Raw genomic sequence first — 18,399 nt, 5'->3', positions numbered from 1 at the left:
TGTGCCCGAAGAACAAAAGGGGTGCAAACCGCTACGCGGGCGCCGGGCCGTGCCAGCTGCCCGCCGGACCGGGCGAACCGGGCTCGCCCATCATCGGGTAGGCGCCGCCCTCAAGGCGTTCGATCATGCCGCGCGTCCACTCCACACCGCTCGCGGCCGAGTGCTCCCACAGCCCGAACAGCTCCTTGACGTGCGGCGGGCGTTCCCACGAGCGGCCCAGCGCCCCGGCCGAATCGCGCTTGGCCTCCAGCTCCCCGAGGCGCTGCCTGAACAGCCCGACCGCCTCGTCGCGGGTCAGCGACGGCAGCATGGCCAGGCCCGCGCCGAGCATGTCCGGCCGCAGTTCGGGGCGCCGCACCGAGTCCCGCAGGAGTTCCAGGTACTCGGTCTCGCCCTTGTCCGTCAGCTCGTAGTCCGTCCGACCGGGCGGCACGAGGTCGTCGCGCAGGCAGCCTTCCTTGGTGAGCTGCTTGAGGGCGTGGTAGATCGACCCCCACTTGACGTTGGCCCACTCGTCCGCGCCCCAGGACAGCAGGTCGTTGCCCACCAGGTACCCGTGTGCGCGCCCGTACCCGCGCACCACGCCGAGCACCAGCAGCCGCGTCGCCGACATCGAAGTCCCACCGTCGAGATGTGCCTTGTCCGCGCCCAGCGTAGATCCATCCGGCACGATGTCCCGATGCCCCACTCCGTGCACCTGACCCCACTGGACACCGATGGCGTCGAACGGCTGCTGGCCGTCGCGGTGGCCGAGGCCACCGAGCAGGACGTGATGCCCCCGGTTGAGGGACCACCCGGCTGGTCACCGGCCCGGCAGGAGGCCTTCCGCCGGTTCTACCGCCAGCACCACGACGTGATGTACGAGGTCGTCGCGGACGATCGGACGGTCGGCATGATCCGGCTGACGCCGTCCGGTCACGACGGCGTCGTCGAGACCGGCATGTGGCTGGGCGTCTCGGCCAGGGGCAAGGGCATCGGGTCCGACGCCCTGCGGGCGGTCATCCGGCGGGCGGTCGAGTCGAAGTGGAAGACCGTGGTGGCCGACACGACTCCGGAGAACGCGGCGGCGATCGCCGTGCTCGTCGGCTGCGGAGCGGTCGTGTCCCAGGTCGGGGACAGGGTGGTCGGGACGTTCATGCTGTAGCGGAGCGGTTTCGACCAACGCCGGGGCCGCACGTGTTTGGATGACCGCATGACCATGATCGACGTGCGCCAACGCCGGGCCCGCGTGGGGGTCCGGCACCTCCTCTCCCCTTCGTCGCACGTGGGGACCGCGGAGGAGGTGGCGGACGCGCTGGTGGCCGTGCACGCGACCGACCCGGCCACCGTGTTCATGTCCATCGCCGCCCGGCTGCGGACACCGGGGCACGAGCCCGTGGAGCGGGCCCTCTACGAGGACGTGACGCTGCACAAGCTGCTGGCCATGCGGCGCACCATGTTCGTGGTGCCCGCGGACCTCGCGCCCGTCGTGGACGGGTCGACCGGCGTGACCATCGCCGCCCGTGAACGGGCCAAGCTCGTCACCTACCTCCGCGAGGGGCTCGGCTGGGACGAACGGCGGCTTGCCGAGGTCGAGCAGCAGACCCTGGAGGCGCTGCGGGCTCGGGGCGAGGCGACCGCCGTGCAGCTCGGGCAGGACGTGCCCGCACTGTGCGAACAGATCGTCGTCGCGGCCGGAAAGTCCTACGAGGCCAAGCAGAACGTCTCCAGCCGCATCATCAGGGTGCTCGCCTGCGAAGGGCGGATCCGGCGGACGAGGCCGCGCGGGACGTGGATCAGCAGCCAGTTCCGCTGGACGACCGCTTCCCCGTGGCCCGCGACGCCGCTCGCGGACGCGCAGGCCGAGTTGGCCCGGCGCTGGCTGGCCTCCTACGGGCCCGCGACCGCGGCGGACCTGAAGTGGTGGACAGGCTGGTCGCTCACCGCCACGCGCAAGGCGCTGGCGGGCATGGAGGAGGTCGAGTTGGCCGAAGGCACCGGATACGTGGTGCCGGGTGACGCGGGACCGGCCGCGGAGCCGGAGCCGTGGGCGGCGCTGCTGCCTGGGTTGGACTCGACGCCGATGGGGTGGCGCGACCGCGACTGGTACCTCTCACCCGCGCACGTGCCGCAGCTGTTCGACACCATGGGCAACGCGGGGCCGACCGTGTGGTGGAACGGGCGGGTCGTCGGCGGCTGGGCGCAGCGCGCGGACGGCGAGGTGGTGTGGCGGCTGCTGGAGGACGTCGGCGCCGATGCCGAGGCGTTGATCGCGCGTGAGGCCGAGACGCTGATCGGGTGGTTGGGCTCGGTCAGGGTGCAGCCCCGTTTCCGGGCGCCTTTGGAGCGTGAGCTGTCCCGTTAGGGGCTATGCGGTGGGGCCTGGTGATCTGGCTGACGTCGGTTCCGGAGCCTTTGTTGCCCGTGGTGAGCGGGGTTGCGGGTGTTGGTGGCCCGTTGTGACGACCCGCGGGCAGGTCTTAGGTCGTTGCGACGTACGGCAGGGCGGCGTCCAGTTCGGCGAACAGTGCTTTCGGGACCGGGCAGTCGAGTTCGAGCCAGAGCGCTCGGCCGGCGCGCCAGGCCGCCTCGGGTGTCGTGATGTCGAGCCGCCTTCGCGGCGGTAGTTCCTGTTCGGCCAGGCGCGACGGGGTCAGCCAGTGGTCGGTGGAGGCTTCGGCCAGCCTGGCCATCCACAGCAGGTGGCGGCGGACGTGCGCCATCGTGTCGGCCGTGCGCAGCGCTTCTCCCCTGGCTCGGACGTGGTGGGCGAGGACCAGCCAGTTCACGAAGCGGCCGCAGACCTCCGCTGAGGCGGGGAGTGCCGGCCGCAGCGGGACCGCGTCGAGCGCCCTGCGCAGGGCGCCGGTGCGGTCGAGCACGATCATGCGGTCCACGGGGGCGCCGCGGGCGAGCCACTCCGCGACCTGCGCGATGTCCTGGGCGAAGTGGAACTCGCCTCGGATCAGCCCTTCGAAGAACACGACGTCGGCGCCGAACTCGTTGCGGACGTGGTGGGTGATCGGGGCGATCCGCGAGCACCATTCCGCCGGGTCGATCCGGGCGCTCGTGAACAGCCAGAACTCGATGTCGCTGTGCTCGTCCCCGCTCCCCTGCGGGAACGAGCCGTACTGGAGCACGGCGTCGAACCGGGCGTCGGCGCGGCACAGGTCGACCACTCGGGCGATGAGGTGTTCCTGGGGCAGCACAAGCGACTCCTCCGCGCGTGGACGTGCTGATCATTCTCGCCTCCGCGCGGAGAGCAGCGGAAGCCAGAGGCTCGACGGGGCCGTCCTGGCCACCGTCGGCGCGCCGGGCTCACCGGGTTTCGGCAGGTCGAGGAGCGCCTGGGCGGCGTCGGACGCCGACCCCTCGTAACTCCAGACCACGTTGCCGCTGAACGGCCGGTGGTCGCTCAACTCCCGCGCCGCCACCGCCTCGTCCTCACCCCACACGTGGATGCGGTCGTAGTAGCCGTGCCACCCGTACGAACCGACGACAACCGCGATCTCCCCTTTCTCGTCCGGGACGGTCTGGAAGAAGAAGCCCCGGTTCACCAGCTCTGCCAACGGTTCCACGCTCACCGGTCAATGGAATCCCATTCCCGGCGGTCAAACAATCACTGGTGATCATTCCATCGAGCGGTTCCGGGAGACCGGTTTTTGTCGGTGCCGGTCAATACAGTCCATTCGAGACGGAGGAGAGGGGGCGGCATGTCCGAACAGGACGCTCGGAGGTCCACTGCGCGGAGTCGCCAGCTGGGCGGGGAGCTGAAGGGGAAGCGGGTGACGGCCGGGTGGCCCAGCGGGAGGTTGGCCGAGCGGTTGGGGTGGAGCATCGCCAAGGTGTCGAAACTGGAGGCGGGGGTGCGCGGGGTCTCCGACACCGATGTGGCCGCGTACCTGACCGTGTGCGGGGTGAAGGGCGCGGAGTTCGCCCGGCTGGTGTCGTTGAGCCGGGAGTCCGGGAGGGACGTCTGGGTGCGACCGTCCGGGGCGCTGCGGGTGGAGGAGGCGCGGGCGACCGGGGTCGTGGAGTACCAGTGCATGGTGGTGCCGCGGTTGCTGCGGACGGCGGAGTACGCGCGGGCCGTCGGCGGGGAAGCGATCGGCGAGGCGGCCAAGGGGACGTTCTTCCTGGAGGAGCAGGTGTTGTCCAGACCCGTCGGGGGCCGGGAGGTCATGCACGACCAGTTGATGCACCTGCTGCTGAGCCCGGCGGTGGTGCGGGTGGTGCCGACCGGGGCCGGGGGCCACGCCGGGGTGAAGGGGTCGTTCGCGGTGCTGGAGAACGCCGAGGGGGCGGTGGTGCGGTTGGAGGGGTTGGTGGCGGACGTGTTCCTGGAGGGGGTGGGGCATGTGGCGGAGTACCGGGTGGCGTTGGAGGAGGTGGCGGCGGTGGCGTTGTCGGTTGAGGGGTCTCGGGAGGTGTTGGGGAGGGCGGCGGATGGGTGTGGATGGGTGGGGTGAGGCGGGCGGGGTTGGGGTTGGGCCAGGGGTGCTGGGGGCCGAGGGCTGAGAGCTGAGAGCTGAGAGCTGAGAGCTGAGGGTGCGGCTAGAAGTGTTGGGGCTGGGGTGGGTGTGGGTGGGTGTCGTGCTGGGTCGCCGGTATCGGATCCAAGGTCTCCGGGTGCGCCTGGCTTGACTTGGGGCCCTCTTTTCGGCCCTCGGCGGTCTAAAAGGGCAGGTTGTAGTGCTCCTGCCCGCCGTCGAAAGTGTAGGGCCGAAAAACCCCAAGTAAAGCCGGCCGCACAGCGGACGAGTGCTGCTCAGTAGGGCTGTGGTTGGGGGCTTTGCTCAGGGGCGTGGGGTTGAGCGCTTTGCTCGGTGGGGCGGTTGGCCCGGTGCGCATGTGGTCGGGCCGGATTGCTGCGCATGTGTCCGATGAGCACCGCAGTACCGGACGAAGTTGGCGAACCCCAACGACAGCAGACCCCACCTGCGAACAACGCCTCACCAAGGCATACGCGTAGGCCTGGGCCTTGCTGCTGCCGTGCCGTGATCGCGAGCTGGGTCAGGGGCAGTCGGTGGCCTTGATGTCCCGGATGACGTTGCACGGGGCGGTGGGGTCGAGGGAGTCGAGTTTGAGTGCGGAGCGCTGCATGAGGCAGCGGAGGGCCTTGCGGTCGGACTCGTCGAGGTCCTGGAGGACGTAGTCCTGGGCGCGGAGGATGAGGCCGCGCAGGTGTTCGAGGCGTTCCACGCCCTTGTCCGTGGCGACCACTTGGCGGCTGCGGCGGTCGGCCGGGTCGGGGCGGCGGGTGAGGAGGCCTTCTTTTTCGAGGTCGTCGAGCAGGTAGGTCATGACGGTGCGGTCGATGCCGATCTCCTGCGCGATCACGCTTTGGCTGACCGGGGGCTTGCGGGTCGCGGCTTCGAGGACCTGATGGCCGCGTGGGCCGCCCGGCAGGGTGCCGGTGGCCTCGTTGGCGGCCTTGAGGTACGCGCGGAACAGGACGCCCAGAGCCCAGCCGAAGTCTCGGCGGAGGGCGTCCCCCTCCGCCAGGTCGTGGGATCCGGCGATCGGCATAGGCGCAGCTTACACGGCATGTCGTCGGTCGGGCATATTTTTGACTTGACAGATGTTCTGCTGGACAGACTATATTCGGCGCAGCGCAATCGAGGAGGCCAGGACATGTCGGACCACACCGCCGGTGGATGGGTCACCCGCCGTACCGGGCTGGTCCCCAGTACCGCCCCGAGTGCGCGGACCAGCGCGAAGTCGGTGTTGAGCGAGGCGGACCGGCCGAGTGCGCCGGAGCCGGACGAGGGTGTCCGGTTCACCCGGCGCGGGCTGAGCGCGGGGCACCACCTGATCGCCGTGCACGACCACTACCGCGCGGAACTGGCCAAGGTTCGGCAGATCCTGCGGCGGGTCCAGAACGGGGAGACCGGGATCGGCGCGGCGCGCGGGGAGTTGAACGGGCTCACGATCCGGACCACGAACTGGAAGCTGCACGGCGCGTGCCAGGCGCAGTGCGCCTCGCTCACCCAGCACCACGGCATGGAGACCGGCCAGATCTTCCCCCACCTGCGGCGCAGCCAGCGGGATCTGGGCGCGGTGCTGGACCGGCTGACCGAGGAGCACCACGCGATCCACACCGTGTTGGAGGGCGTCGACGCGGCGCTGATCCACCTGGCGGGCGACCCGACGGACTTCGGTCCGATCACCGAGGCCGTCGACCTGCTCACCGACACGTTGCTCTCGCATTTCGCCTACGAGGAGCGCGAGCTCGTCGCGCCCCTCTCCCGCCACGGATTCTTCCCCGGCCAGGTCTGACGGCCGAGGTCACACAACAGGAGCAGAGAACATGAGCAGGCTGTTCGAAGAGACCACCGTCGGTACCGTCAAGACCGCGAACCGGATCGCGATGGCCCCGATGACGCGGAGCCGCGCGACCCGCGACGGCCACGCGACGGACATCATGGCGGAGTACTACGGCCAGCGCTCGACGGCCGCCCTGATCATCTCCGAGGGCATCCAGCCGAGCGTGCAGGGGCAGGGCTACACGAACACGCCGGGCCTGCACTCGGAGGACCAGGTCGAGAGCTGGAAGCCGGTCGTGAAGGCCGCCCGCGCGAACGGCGCCGCGTTCTTCGCGCAGGTCATGCACGCGGGCCGCATCAGCCACCCGGACAACTCCGGCCTGGAGCCGGTCGCGCCGTCCGCGGTGCGCCCGGAGGGCCAGCTGTTCACCTACACGGGCATGCAGGACTACCCGACGCCGCGCGAGCTGACCCACGACGAGATCGTCGACATCGTCCAGGAGCACGTGACGGCCGCCCGCAACGCCGTCGAGGCCGGGTTCGACGGCATCGAGATCCACGGCGCCAACGGCTACCTCACCCAGCAGTTCCTGTCGACCAGCGCGAACCGGCGGACCGACGAGTGGGGCGGCTCGGTGCGGGGCCGCATCAAGTTCGCGGTCGAGGTCGTCCGCGCGGTGGCCGACGCCATCGGGCCGGAGCGGACCGCGCTGCGCATCTCCCCCGCGAACCTCATCCAGGGCATCGAGGAGGGCGACTCGCGCGAGCTGTACCTGGCGCTGGTCACCGAGCTGGCCGACCTGCCGCTGGCGTACCTGCACATCATGGAGGTCGCGGGCACCCGCGAGCTGACCAAGGAGCTGCGGGCCGCGTGGCCGCACACCCTCGTGGTCAACCCGCACCGCGACGCCGACTACCGGCAGCCGCACGAGTCGGCGCAGGACGCGCTGGAGGACATCGGCGCGGACCTGGTCGCGTTCGGCTCGTCGTACCTGGCGAACCCGGACCTGCCCGCGCGCCTCGCGGCGCAGGGTCCGTACCAGCCCGCGGACCCGTCGACGTTCTTCGGCGGCGACCACAACGGCTACCTGGACTACCCGGCGCTGAAGGGCTGATCCACCGCCTCCGAAGTGCCCCCTCGCGGCGAGGGGGCACTTCGGCGTGTCACGGGAGGAGCGAGCGGAGCGCGGTCAACGCGGCCTCGACGTCGGCCTGCGAGGACGGGACGGCCTTGCGCATGAGGACGAAGGCGTGGACGTTCCCCTCGGCCTCGAGGAATGTCGTGGGCACGCCCGCGGCCACCAGTCCGGCGGCGTAGGCACGTCCTTGGTCGCGGACCGGGTCCAGACCGGCGGTGAGGACGACGGCGGGCGGCAGTCCGGTCAGGTCGCCGAGCAACGGTGAGGCGCGCACGTCGGTGACGTCCGGGGCGTAGTGGTGGTGGTACCACTCGTGGCCCGCCTTGGTGAGCAGGTAGCCGTCGGCGAACTCGTCGACCGACGGGTAGGGCTTGGAGCCGTCGGGGGCCGGGTAGACGGTGAGCTGCGCGAGCACCGGGACCGGTGCGGGGTCGTCGCGCAGGGCCGTCGCCGTGACGATGGCGAGGGTCCCGCCCGCGCTGTCGCCCGCCAGGACGAGGCCGGTCGCTCGATCGGGGGCGCGTCGAGCGTCGACAGGTAGTCCAGGAGGCCTCGGACGTCGGGCCTCGTCCTCTGGTCGCGCATGGTCGCCATCCAGTCTTGGGGAACGATTGATGTCAGTGGCTGACATGGATGACCGTACGCCTGGTCGACGGTGATGTCACCCGCTGACATCAGCATAGGATGGCGCCATGAGTCGCTGGGAGCCCGACGGCCGCCGCCGGTTGCAGGAGGCGGCGCTGGAGCTGTACGCCGAGCAGGGGTTCGGCCGCACGACGGCGGCGGCCGTGGCCGAGCGGGCCGGGCTGACCGAGCGCACCTTCTTCCGCTACTTCGCGGACAAGAAGGAGGTGCTGTTCGGCAACGAGGAGAGGCTGCGAACCGTCCTCGCGGACGCCGCCGCCGCGGTCGTGGACACCGCGACACCGCGTGACGTGGTCGCGACGGGCCTGGAGGCGGTGGCCGTCGAACTCGACTCGCACCGGGAGTCGGTGCTGCGCAGGGCCGCCGTCATCGCCTCGGACCCGGAACTCCGGGAACGGGAGCTGACGAAGCTCATGGCCTGGTCCGCCGCACTCGCGACCGTCCTGCGCGACCGGGGCGCCACGGCGCCGGACGTCACCGCGGAGGTTGCCGTGACGGTCTTCCGGGTCGCGTTCCAGCGCTGGGCAGGCGGGTCCGCCGACGGGGAGCTGGCCGCGCACGTCCGCGAGGCGCTGGACGACCTGACCGCATTCGTCCGCGACTGAACTTCCGCGACCGGGGCTCCACGACGGGGCTGCACAGCCGGGGAACCCGGTCGGCCCGTCCGATCACCGGGAGCCGGTTGCGCACGTCCGCGAGGCGTTGGACGACCTGGCCGCGTTCATCCGCGACTGAACTTCCACGACCGGGGCTGCACAGCCGGGGAGCCCGATCGGCCCGTCCGATCACCGGGAGCCGGTCGCGCACATCCACGAGACGCCGGACGACCTGGCCGCGTTCATCCGCGACTGAGCCTTCGCGACTGAGCTTCCACAGCTGGAACTCCACAGCTGAGGCTTCACAGCCGAGACTCCACAGCCGTGAAACTCGGTCGGCCCGTCCGGTCACGGGGACCGGCGGGCCGACGGGGTGTGGGGGAACCGCGGGGGTCAGTCCGCGGGCGACACCGTGACCTGCCATCGGACGCAGGTCGGGCGGGCGCCGTTGGCCTGGAGGAAGTCGTGCGCGGCCTGGCGGACGTTCGCCGCGGGGACCTCCGCGTTGGAGGGCATGGGGTGCGGCTCTCCTCGGTGGTCGTAGGTCAGCTGCGGGCCCGTGGGCGCGGTGCCGTCGGTGCTGAGCACGGCGCCGGACTTGTCGGTGTGCCCGACGACTCCGCGGTCGTGGTTCAGTCCGATGTGCAGGATCGCCCAGGAACCCCGTTCCCTCCTGGAGATCTGCAGCAGCGGAGGTGCTTGGGCTCCCGCGTGTTCGCGGGTCATCCGGTCGAGCAACACGTTCAGGTCGTCAGCGCCGTGCAGGCTGATCAACTCGTCGCCGTACCAGGCGTTCAGGGCCACCATGGCAAAACCCTAGCCCCCGCTCACCGAACGCGGGACTCCGAGTTCGCGAGCTTCCTCACGCAGGCCGCCACCTCGTCGGCGCGTTCGAGCGGCAGCATGTGCCCCGCGTCGGGCACCACCAGCGCTTCTCCGCCCACGGCGGCGGCCAGTTCCTCCGCGTTGGACTCCGGGCAGAGCCGGTCCTCGTCGCCCACGACCGCGATGACGGGCCGCTCCCCCGCCACCGTCAGCGCGGCCTCGCGGTCGTAGCGGTCGACCGCCGGGCGGAACAGGGAAATGGTGGTGGGCCAGTGCGCCCAGACCATCTCGGCGGTCAGCTCGACGTCCTCGGCACGGGGCTGGTCGCCGAACAGCCACCAGCGCAGGCCCGCGGTCTTGGCGGGTTCGATCTTCTCCCGGACCGCCCGCACGATCGGTCCGAAAGCGCGTTCCAGTTCGCGCACCAGCTTCCCGACGCCCTTCGGCCACGCCAGCGACGTCTCGGCCAGGCCGGTGGTGGCGGTCGCGACGAACACCACACCCGCGACCCGCCGGCGGTACAGCCGGGGACGGCGCTCGGCCATGGCCATCACGGCCATGCCGCCCATCGAGTGTCCGACCAGGACGACCCGGCCGGTCGGCACCTCGCGCTCGATCAGCTCGCCCAGGTCGTCGGCAAGCTGCTCGATGGTCGCGGTCTCCTTGGTGGCCGGACCGGACTTCCCATGTCCTCTGTGGTCGTAGGCCACGACCCGGTAATCGTCCCCCAGCGCCTGGACCACCCGCCGCCACGTGCGGTGGTCGAGCGCGTAGCCGTGCGCCAGCACGACGGTCACGTCGGCGTCCGGGTCACCGGCGCTCACGACGTTCAGCTCGGTGCCGTCCTCGAGCAGCATCCGCAGCCCCTCTCCACCTCGGTTGCCCTGTCCAACGACCGGGGGCTGATCGCGTTATGGGGACGAGCACCCCGATGGCGGCCGCGGGGCGGTCCGTACCCTGCCGATCTACCCGTTAGAGGACCCACGGCGGAGGCGGCCATGAACCAGCAGGACTCGCTCGTCCACTCCTACCTGTTCCTGAGGCGGGCGATCGGGTTCATCGGCGTGCTGCTGCCGTTCGTGGTGGTCGCCGGGTCGCTGCTCGCGGGCGACGGTCTCCTGGACTCGATCAGCGGTTACTACTACAGCCCGATGCGCAACGTCTTCGTCGGCGCGATGTGCGCGGTCGGGGTGTTCCTGCTGTCCTACCGGGGCTACGACCGGCTCGACAACACCACGTCGGCGGTCGCGGGGTTCGCGGCGATCGGCGTGGGGCTCTTCCCCACCACGCCCGAGGGCGGCCACTCCTCGCTCCAGGGGGTCGTCGGCGTGCTGCACCTGGTGTTCGCCGCGCTCTTCTTCCTGCCACTGGCCTACTTCTGCCTGGTGCTGTTCCGCAAGTCCGACAAAACCCGGCCCACCGTGCGGAAGAAGCAGCGCAACCGGGTCTACGCGGTGTCGGGCGCGGTGATCCTGGCGTGCCTGGCGCTGATCGTACTCGTCAACCTGTTCCCGGACACCGGGTTGCACCCCGCCCTGTGGCTGGAGTCGGCGGCGATCCTGGCGTTCGGCTTCGCGTGGCTGACCAAGGGCGAGGCGATCCTCGGCGATCTGACTCCCAACCCGGTGTGACCAATACCGGCCTTCCGAACCTTCCGGTCACCTGCGGCTAAACCTCCGAGCAGCGGCGAAAGGTCGCCGAAAGGTCCACAGGTTTTGGACCACAGGACCATCTGGTCGTCCTTGACCCGCGGGGTTGGCCACTCCAACCATGGGGTCGCTCCCAATGGAGAGCGCTCTCACGGACTACACCCGGTCAACGGGGATTGGAGTGGCCAGTGCGCACCAGGAAACTGCTCCACCTGCTCACCGCGTTGGCGGTGAGCGTGCCCCTGTCCTTGGGCGTCACGTCCACCGCCCAAGCGGCGCAGCCACCGAGTCTGCTGCCGGTCAGCGTCGCGAACGACTCGGGGCGGTCGGAAGAGGTCTTCCTCTACGTGCTGGGCACCGACCTGGCCACCGGCAAACTCGGCTACGTCGACGAGGCCGGCGCGTTCACGGCGTGGACCGGTGGCACCAACCCGCCGAGCCCGGCGCCGGACGTGGCCATCGCCGGACCCGGCAACGGGTCCGCGAAGACGATCCAGCTGCCGCGCGGGATCTCCGGCCGCATGTACATGGCGTTCGGGCAGAAGCTGACGTTCCTGCTCAGCCAGGACGGTCTGGTGCAGCCCGCGCCGTGGGCCGGTGGCGACCCGAACCGCGAGACCCTGTTCGACTGGAGCGAGTTCACCTACAACGACGCGGGCCTGTGGCTCAACAGCTCGCAGGTCGACATGTTCAGCGTCCCCCACTCGGTGTCGGTGACCGGTGAACGCGGCACGAGCACGGCGGGCGAGCTCAAGCCCGGCGGTCGGGACGCGATCTTCGACGCCATCGCGAACGAGCCCGGCCCGTGGAGCAAGCTGGTCCATCAGCGCGCCGACGGGACCAGGCTGCGGGTGCTGGCGCCGCGACTGGGCATGGACTCGGGCTTCGACCCGACCTACCTCGACGGGTACCTGACCGACACCTGGAACACCTACAAGGACACCGACCTGACCGTGGTGCCGTTCCAGTTCCAGCCGAACCTCAAGTACACCGGTCGCACCGACGGCGACGGGGTGCTGCAGTTCACCGACTCGACCGGCAGGCAGGTCGCGTCGTTCCCGAAGCCCGAGACCAAGGACGTGTTCGGCTGCGACGGCAAGCTCGCCGCGCCGAACGACGACGTGGTCGGTCCGCTCGCCCGCTCCCTGTGCGCGGCGCTGCACCGGTCGACGCTGGGTTTCCTGCACACCCAGCCGACCTACGACGGCTCGCAGTTCTACACGCGGGCCGTCACCGACCACTACTCGAAGAACATCCACGCGAACATGGTGGACGGCAAGGCCTACGGGTTCGCGTTCGACGACGTCGGCGGCTTCGAGTCGCTGGTGTTCGACGGCGTGCCCAGCTCGGTGAAGATCACCCTGACGTCCTTCTGATCCAGGAGGATCCCTGCACGGGGCGCGTTCCGGCCGAAACCGGGGCGCGCCCCGCGGGGTTTTCCGCCCATCCGGCAGGATCGCGCCATGGGGATCACGTACGCCGTGCTGGCGAACCGGTTGGTGGAGTTGGGAATGGTGCCGGTCGAGGCGGTCGGCGAGGTGCTGGACCTCTGTGGAGCCGACGAGGAACCCGGCCCGGCGGACATCGGGTTCGCGCTGGTGGACTTCGGGGTCGCGGTCGCCGTGCACGGCGACGACGTCGACGACCTGGAGGAGTCCTACCGGGAGCTGCTGCGGGAGACCGCGGCGGTCTCGGGGGTGGTGGTCGGCGAGGTCGTGCTGGGACGGGACGACGACGGGGCCGAGTCGCTGCGCTTCGAGGTCGGCGGCGTGCCGGTCGTGTGGGGCGTCGAGCACCGGTCCGAGGAGTACCTGGACCAGTTGGCGGTCTTCGAGTTCATCGACCGCCTCGAGCCCGGCGGTGACGACCCCCGCCGGTTCCACGCGCTCGACGGCGTCGACGTCGGCGCGGTGTACGTGCTGGCGACTCCGGAACAGGCGAGGGCGCTCGAGGTCGAATTCGGCATCGCTTATACCTGACGCATATCCACCTCATGGAAATCTCATGATTGACGGGGTCTGCATTCCACCGCGAGCCGACGCGGGAAGCGACTGTCCGGCCTAGTCGAATAGCCCCGGCCCCCTAGTAGGGGTGTGCGCGCGAAGCACGTCGGGCCTGCTCAGCGCAAGTGGCGACCGGCCCAAGCGGTCGCGGAGTCCGCGCACGGGGCCCTCCTACCCGTGTATTTGCCAATGTCCGGCTTGTTTCTTCCGTGTAACCCTTCCGCGTCGGCCCGGATGGGTTTATCGTCCGGATTGTGGGAGCGCTCTCACGCAGTCCCTGCACGATCTTCCCTGCTTGGAGGTGGCCCCCGTCGTGAATCGGAGCCCTGAAACCACCGGACGTCGGCGCTCGCGCTGGCGCACCGGACTGATCGCGCTGGCGTCGTCCGCGCTGCTCGTCATGACGAGCGTCTCCGGAAGCGCCGCCGCGGCCGACTACACCCAGACTGCGACGTCGCTGAGCGCCAGCGAGGCGCGGATCTCGTTCACGCCGACCACCACCGCGGTGTACGTCGACGTCCACTACCTCGTCAACGGCGCGAACCAGCAGAACGTGCGCATGGCCAACGCCTCCGGGACGTGGACCCAGACCGTGGGCTCGCTGTCGTCCGGCAACGTGGTCGACTACTGGTTCACCTACGAGAAGAGCGGCCCGCAGTACGACACGCCGCACTTCTCCTACACCCACTCGGGCGGCTCCAGCACGGTCGCGACGCCCACGTTCTCCCCTGCCGGTGGAACGTACGCGACCGCCCAGTCGGTGACGATCTCCACCGCCACCTCCGGCTCGACCATCCGGTACACGACCGACGGGTCCACGCCCACGGCGTCCTCGACGGTCTACGGCGGCGCCATCTCCGTCTCGGGCAACACCACGCTGAAGGCGATCGCGATCAAGTCCGGCTCGACCACCTCCTCGGTGGCCACGGCGGCCTACGTGATCGGCACGCCGGTCGCGACGCCGACGTTCAGCCCGGCCGGCGGCCAGTACTCCTCCGCGCAGACGGTGACGATCTCCACCGCCACCTCGGGTTCCACGATCCGGTACACGGTGGACGGTTCGCAGCCCACCGCGTCCTCGACGCTCTACAGCGGCCCGATCAGCGTCCCGACGACGCGCACGGTCAACGCCATCGGCATCAAGTCCGGCCTGGCGAACTCCGCCGTCGCGAGCGCCACGTACACGATCGGCACGACCCAGGCGGGCTGCCCGACCCAGTCGGACACCCCGAACTTCGGCCCGAACGTGCGCATCTTCGACCCGAGCATGTCCGCTACGAGCATCCAGTCGCAGCTCGACTCCGACTTCAACTCGCTCAAGGACACCCTGACCGCGCAGATGTCCAACAAGCGCGTCGCGCACCTGTTCAAGCCCGGCTCCTACAGCGTCCACGACGACGTCGGCTACTACACCTCGGTCGCCGGCCTCGGCCAGAACCCCGGTGACGTGGTCATCAACGGCGCCATCACGGTCGACGCGTTCAACGAGTCCGACCAGGGCGTGGCGCTGCAGAACTTCTGGCGCTCCGCGGAGAACATGGCCGTGAACCCGGTCGGCGGCTCCAACCGCTGGGCGGTCGCGCAGGCGGCCCCGTTCCGCCGCATGGACATCCGCGGCAACCTCCAGCTCTACCCGGCCAGCTACGGCTTCGCCAGCGGCGGCTACATCGCCGACACCAAGGTGTCCGGCCAGACCGCGTCCATCTCCCAGCAGCAGTGGTACACCCGCGACAGCACCCTCGGCAGCTGGGCCGGCGGCGTGTGGAACATGGTCTTCTCGGGCACCACCGGTGCCCCGGCGACCACGTTCCCGAACCCGCCGGAGACCACGCTGGGCACCACGCCGGTGTCCCGCGACGTGCCCTACCTCTACGTCGACAGCGCGGGCAAGTACCGCGTGTTCACGCCGTCCCTGCGCACCAACGCCTCCGGCGCCAGCTGGGCCAATGGCAGCACCCCCGGTTCCTCCATCCCGATGAGCCAGTTCTACGTGGTGAAGGAGGGCGACACCGCGTCGTCCATCAACTCCGCGCTGGCCGCGGGCTGCAACCTCTTCTTCACCCCCGGCGTCTACCACGTCAACCAGACGCTCAACGTGACGAAGGCCAACACCGTCGTGCTCGGTGTCGGCTACCCGACGATCATCCCGGACAACGGCGTCAACGCGATGCAGGTCGCCGACGTCGACGGCGTCCGCGTCAAGGGCATCCTGTTCGACGCGGGCACGACCAACTCGGCGGCGCTGCTGACCGTGGGCCCGTCGGGTTCCTCCGCGACCCACGCGACCAACCCGACGACGCTGCAGGACGTGTTCTTCCGCATCGGCGGGTCGATCGCGGGCAACGCGACGACCAGCCTGATCGTCAACAGCCACAACACGATCATCGACCACATCTGGGCCTGGCGCGCCGACCACGGCAACGCGGGCACGTGGGGGTGGACGCAGGCCAAGGCGGACACCGGGTTGATCGTCAACGGCAACGACGTGCTGGCGACCGGCCTGTTCGTCGAGCACTACCAGAAGTACCAGGTCATCTGGAACGGTCAGCGCGGCAAGACCATCTTCTTCCAGAACGAGATGCCCTACGACGTCCCGAACCAGGCGAGCTGGATGAGTCCCAACGGCCGCAACGGGTACGCGGCCTACAAGGTCGGCGACAACGTCACCTCGCACGAGGCGTGGGGGTTGGGCAGCTACAACTACTTCAACGTCAACCCCTCGGTGAACGCCTACCACGCGTTCGAGGTGCCCAACAACGCGAACGTGCGCTTCCACAGCCTGTGCACGGTCTCGCTGAACTACCAGGGGCTGATCACCCACGTCATCAACGACACCGGCGGCGTGACGCCTCCGGGCACCGTCCCGGTGAACGTGGTCAGCTACCCGTGATCTGACGGGTGCGCCAGGACCGACCACAGCGGCCGCCACGGGGACTCCCCGTGGCGGCCGCGTCACGTCCACGTCCGAAAACGGCCGGCTTCCGCTCGACACGACCGGGAGCATGGTGCCGGTGACGACGTATTCAGCCGTGCGGACGACCGGGATCTACTGCAGGCCGGGGTGCGGGGCCAAGCCCCTCGCGGAGAACGTGCGGACCTACGAGCTGGCGTCCGCCGCGGAGGCCGCCGGGTACCGGGCGTGCCTGCGGTGCAGGCCGTACCGGGTCGCGGGGACCGTCGGCGACGACGCGCCCGAGCTGGTGTGCCGGGCGGTGCAGCTGATCATCCGGGGCGTGCTGGACGAGGCCAACGAGGCCGCGGTCGGGGCGCGGCTGGGGGTGTCGGCGCGGCACCTGCGGCGGCTGTTCAACGACCACCTCGGCGTGACGCCGGACCAGTTCGCCCGGTCGCGGCGGGCGCACTTCGCGCGGCGGCTGCTCGACGACTCGGACCTGTCGGTCGCCGACGTGGCGTTCGCCTCCGGCTTCGGCAGCCTCCGCCAGTTCAACCGGGCGATGAAGGAGGTCTTCCGGGCCTCGCCCAGCGAGATGCGGGAACGGCGCAGGCGCGGCGACCGCCTCACCGCGGACGGCGGGCTGGTGCTGCGGATGCCGTTCACCGCCCCCTACGACTGGGACGCCATGGCCGGTTTCCTCGCCGAGCGGGCCGTGCCCGGCGTCGAGTCCGTGGTGGACGGCGTGTACCGGCGCACCGTCACCCTCGACGGGGCGCCGGGGCTGCTGGAGATCGGGCCGGGAGGCGCGGACCACCTGCTGCTGCGCGCCCACCTGCCCTACTGGGAGGGCGTCATCCACGTCGTGGAGCGCGCGGCCCGGCTCGTCGGGATCGACGCCGACCAGACGCTCGCCGTCGCGCAGCTCGCCGCCGACGGGACGCTCGGTCCGCTGGTCACCGCCCGTCCCGGCGTGCGCGTGCCGGGCGCGTGGGGGCCGTTCGAGACCGCCGTCCACGCCGTGGTGGACCGCGCCGGGCTGGACCGGCTGGTCGGGGAGCACGGGCCGCGGGTCGACGGGCTCGGCCACGGGCTCACGCGGACCTTCCCCTCCGCCGAAGCCCTCACCGCCGAACCGGGGGTCGTCGGCGCGCTGGCCCGCGCGGTCGAGGACGGCGACGTCGTCCTCGACGGCGGCGAACCCCTCGACGACCTGGTCGGGTCGCTGACCGCCGTGCCGGGGGTCGACGTCGCCGCCGCGCACCACATCGCGCTGCGACTCGGCGCCCGCGACGCCTCCCCGCTCGACGGCGCTTCCGCGAACTGGCGACCGTGGCGGGCGCTCGCCACGGTCCACCTCCTCGTGGCAGGGCTCAGCGCAGCAGGTCGTTGAGCTCGCCGTACTCCATCGCCCCCTCCAGCGAGCCGTACGTGCCCGCCCCCAGCAGTTCCCGAGCCGCCGCCCCCGCCACCCCGTAGGCGGCCTGGGCGATGGCCGAGCCGACGCTGATCCGCGCCACCCCCAACGCCGCCAGCTCCCCGACGGTCAACGCGCCCGGATGCGCCATCACGTTGAGCGGCAAGGGACCGGCGACCAGTTCGCGGATCACGTCCGGGTCGACCACGCCGGGCACGAACAGCACGTCGGCCCCGGCTTCCGCGTACCGCTCCGCCCGCTTCAGCGTGGCGGTCAACCGCTCCGCGGCCGGGCCGACGCCCATCAGGTAGGTGTCGGTGCGGGCGTTGACCACCAGGTCGACCCCGGCGGCCACCGCGGCTCCTCGCGCGGCGGCCAGCCGTGCGGCCTGCACGTCCGGGTCCAGCAGCGGCTCACCGCCGGTTCCGGGGCTGTCCTCGATGTTGACGCCCACCGCCCCCGCGGCGAGCACCCCGGCGACCGTCTCCGCCACCTCGTCGGGGGTGGAGCCGTAGCCCGCCTCGATGTCGGCGGTCACCGGGACGGACACCGCGGCGACGATCCGGCGCAGGACGTCGAGGGCGGCGGCGCGGGTCAGACCACCCGCGTCCGCCACCCCCACCCCCCACGACACCCCCGCGCTCGTGGTGGCGATCGCCCGCGCGCCCGCCGCCTGGATCGCCACCGCCGAACCGGGGTCCCAGGCGTTCGGCAGCACCAGCGGTCCCCCGCTGTGCAGGGCGCGCAGGACGCGTGCCCGTTCCCGCTGGTCCGACGTGGTCATGGGCGTGGCGTCGGGGTCGACGGGTGTGGCTGACACTGGTGGATCCTCCTGTTACCGGGCGCTGCCGCGCGCTGACCCGATCAGGTTCCCGCCCACCCCCACCACCGGTCTGGCCATATCCGGTCATGATCACCGACGACGGGGCGGAGACCCCTCGACCCCGCCCCGTCACCGGCCCCCAAGTCGGGCGGTGTTCTCGGACC

19 protein-coding genes are annotated in these 18,399 nt (G+C 70.7%); 11 read left to right on the top strand and 8 right to left on the bottom strand.

Going from position 1 to position 18,399, the window contains the following annotated elements; translation table 11 throughout:
• Window positions 1–31: 31 nt before the first annotated feature.
• Entirely contained in the window at window positions 32–613 is a 582-nt protein-coding gene (locus RM788_RS51675) for a PadR family transcriptional regulator (RefSeq protein ID WP_315929171.1), read from the bottom strand.
• 66 nt (window positions 614–679) lie between these two features.
• Here RM788_RS51675 and RM788_RS51670 point away from each other — a divergent pair, with 66 nt between their 5' ends.
• Window positions 680–1,144: a GNAT family N-acetyltransferase gene (locus RM788_RS51670; RefSeq protein WP_315929170.1), complete on the top strand. Its 465-nt coding sequence runs from the start codon at window positions 680–682 to the stop codon at window positions 1,142–1,144.
• Between the two features lie 48 nt (window positions 1,145–1,192).
• Window positions 1,193–2,344 (top strand): winged helix DNA-binding domain-containing protein, encoded by a 1,152-nt coding sequence (locus RM788_RS51665; protein ID WP_315929169.1) that lies wholly within the window; start codon window positions 1,193–1,195, stop codon window positions 2,342–2,344.
• A 115-nt stretch (window positions 2,345–2,459) separates the two neighbouring features.
• Here RM788_RS51665 and RM788_RS51660 read toward each other — a convergent pair whose 3' ends face one another.
• Window positions 2,460–3,188 carry a hypothetical protein gene (locus RM788_RS51660; RefSeq protein ID WP_315929168.1) on the bottom strand — a complete coding sequence of 243 codons (729 nt, stop codon included), beginning with the start codon at window positions 3,186–3,188 and terminating at the stop codon, window positions 2,460–2,462.
• A 30-nt stretch (window positions 3,189–3,218) separates the two neighbouring features.
• Window positions 3,219–3,563, bottom strand: coding sequence for a hypothetical protein (locus RM788_RS51655; RefSeq protein ID WP_315929167.1), 345 nt, complete (start codon window positions 3,561–3,563; stop codon window positions 3,219–3,221).
• Between the two features lie 129 nt (window positions 3,564–3,692).
• Between RM788_RS51655 and RM788_RS51650 the strand changes: the two genes are divergently transcribed.
• On the top strand, window positions 3,693–4,448 hold the full coding sequence (locus RM788_RS51650) for a helix-turn-helix domain-containing protein (RefSeq protein ID WP_315929166.1): 756 nt from the start codon (window positions 3,693–3,695) through the stop codon (window positions 4,446–4,448).
• 544 nt (window positions 4,449–4,992) lie between these two features.
• Here RM788_RS51650 and RM788_RS51645 read toward each other — a convergent pair.
• On the bottom strand, window positions 4,993–5,508 hold the full coding sequence (locus RM788_RS51645; protein ID WP_315929165.1) for a MarR family winged helix-turn-helix transcriptional regulator: 516 nt from the start codon (window positions 5,506–5,508) through the stop codon (window positions 4,993–4,995).
• A 105-nt stretch (window positions 5,509–5,613) separates the two neighbouring features.
• Between RM788_RS51645 and RM788_RS51640 the strand changes: the two genes are divergently transcribed.
• Window positions 5,614–6,258 carry a hemerythrin domain-containing protein gene (locus RM788_RS51640; RefSeq protein ID WP_315929164.1) on the top strand — a complete coding sequence of 215 codons (645 nt, stop codon included), beginning with the start codon at window positions 5,614–5,616 and terminating at the stop codon, window positions 6,256–6,258.
• A gap of 31 nt (window positions 6,259–6,289) precedes the next feature.
• Entirely contained in the window at window positions 6,290–7,360 is a 1,071-nt protein-coding gene (locus RM788_RS51635; RefSeq protein ID WP_315929163.1) for an alkene reductase, read from the top strand.
• A gap of 49 nt (window positions 7,361–7,409) precedes the next feature.
• Here RM788_RS51635 and RM788_RS51630 read toward each other — a convergent pair whose 3' ends face one another.
• Window positions 7,410–8,015 carry an alpha/beta hydrolase fold domain-containing protein gene (locus RM788_RS51630; protein WP_315929162.1) on the bottom strand — a complete coding sequence of 202 codons (606 nt, stop codon included), beginning with the start codon at window positions 8,013–8,015 and terminating at the stop codon, window positions 7,410–7,412.
• A gap of 61 nt (window positions 8,016–8,076) precedes the next feature.
• Here RM788_RS51630 and RM788_RS51625 point away from each other — a divergent pair, with 61 nt between their 5' ends.
• On the top strand, window positions 8,077–8,634 hold the full coding sequence (locus RM788_RS51625; protein ID WP_315929161.1) for a TetR family transcriptional regulator: 558 nt from the start codon (window positions 8,077–8,079) through the stop codon (window positions 8,632–8,634).
• Window positions 8,635–9,018: 384 nt separating this feature from the next.
• Here the strand turns inward: RM788_RS51625 and RM788_RS51620 are convergent, their stop codons facing one another.
• Together RM788_RS51620 and RM788_RS51615 are read right to left on the bottom strand one after the other, a co-directional pair.
• Entirely contained in the window at window positions 9,019–9,432 is a 414-nt protein-coding gene (locus RM788_RS51620; RefSeq protein WP_315929160.1) for an Imm1 family immunity protein, read from the bottom strand.
• A 20-nt stretch (window positions 9,433–9,452) separates the two neighbouring features.
• Window positions 9,453–10,307 carry an alpha/beta fold hydrolase gene (locus RM788_RS51615; RefSeq protein WP_315929159.1) on the bottom strand — a complete coding sequence of 285 codons (855 nt, stop codon included), beginning with the start codon at window positions 10,305–10,307 and terminating at the stop codon, window positions 9,453–9,455.
• A gap of 141 nt (window positions 10,308–10,448) precedes the next feature.
• On the opposite strand from RM788_RS51615, the gene RM788_RS51610 reads away from it, so the two are divergent.
• The 5 genes from RM788_RS51610 to RM788_RS51590 all read left to right on the top strand — a co-directional run bounded on the left by RM788_RS51610 (window position 10,449) and on the right by RM788_RS51590 (window position 17,388).
• Window positions 10,449–11,081: a DUF998 domain-containing protein gene (locus RM788_RS51610; protein ID WP_315929158.1), complete on the top strand. Its 633-nt coding sequence runs from the start codon at window positions 10,449–10,451 to the stop codon at window positions 11,079–11,081.
• Window positions 11,082–11,287: 206 nt separating this feature from the next.
• Window positions 11,288–12,475, top strand: a complete 1,188-nt coding sequence (locus tag RM788_RS51605; RefSeq protein WP_315929157.1) for a beta-1,3-glucanase family protein — start codon at window positions 11,288–11,290, stop codon at window positions 12,473–12,475.
• Between the two features lie 87 nt (window positions 12,476–12,562).
• Window positions 12,563–13,078, top strand: coding sequence for a hypothetical protein (locus RM788_RS51600; protein WP_315929156.1), 516 nt, complete (start codon window positions 12,563–12,565; stop codon window positions 13,076–13,078).
• A 424-nt stretch (window positions 13,079–13,502) separates the two neighbouring features.
• The gene (locus tag RM788_RS51595; protein WP_399345329.1) at window positions 13,503–15,992 is read left to right on the top strand and encodes a pectate lyase-like domain-containing protein; all 2,490 of its coding nucleotides are present in this window, start codon (window positions 13,503–13,505) and stop codon (window positions 15,990–15,992) included.
• 121 nt (window positions 15,993–16,113) lie between these two features.
• The gene (locus RM788_RS51590; protein WP_315929154.1) at window positions 16,114–17,388 is read left to right on the top strand and encodes a bifunctional transcriptional activator/DNA repair enzyme AdaA; all 1,275 of its coding nucleotides are present in this window, start codon (window positions 16,114–16,116) and stop codon (window positions 17,386–17,388) included.
• On the opposite strand, the gene RM788_RS51585 is transcribed toward RM788_RS51590, so the two are convergent.
• Entirely contained in the window at window positions 17,369–18,232 is an 864-nt protein-coding gene (locus RM788_RS51585) for an isocitrate lyase/PEP mutase family protein (RefSeq protein WP_315929153.1), read from the bottom strand. The genes RM788_RS51590 and RM788_RS51585 overlap by 20 nt on opposite strands.
• Between the last annotated feature and the right edge of the window lie 167 nt (window positions 18,233–18,399).

It is taken from the genome of Umezawaea sp. Da 62-37, assembly GCF_032460545.1.
Taxonomy (GTDB): domain Bacteria; phylum Actinomycetota; class Actinomycetes; order Mycobacteriales; family Pseudonocardiaceae; genus Umezawaea.
Note: the sequence above shows the minus strand (reverse complement) of the source record. Positions and strands in the feature narration are given on the sequence as shown.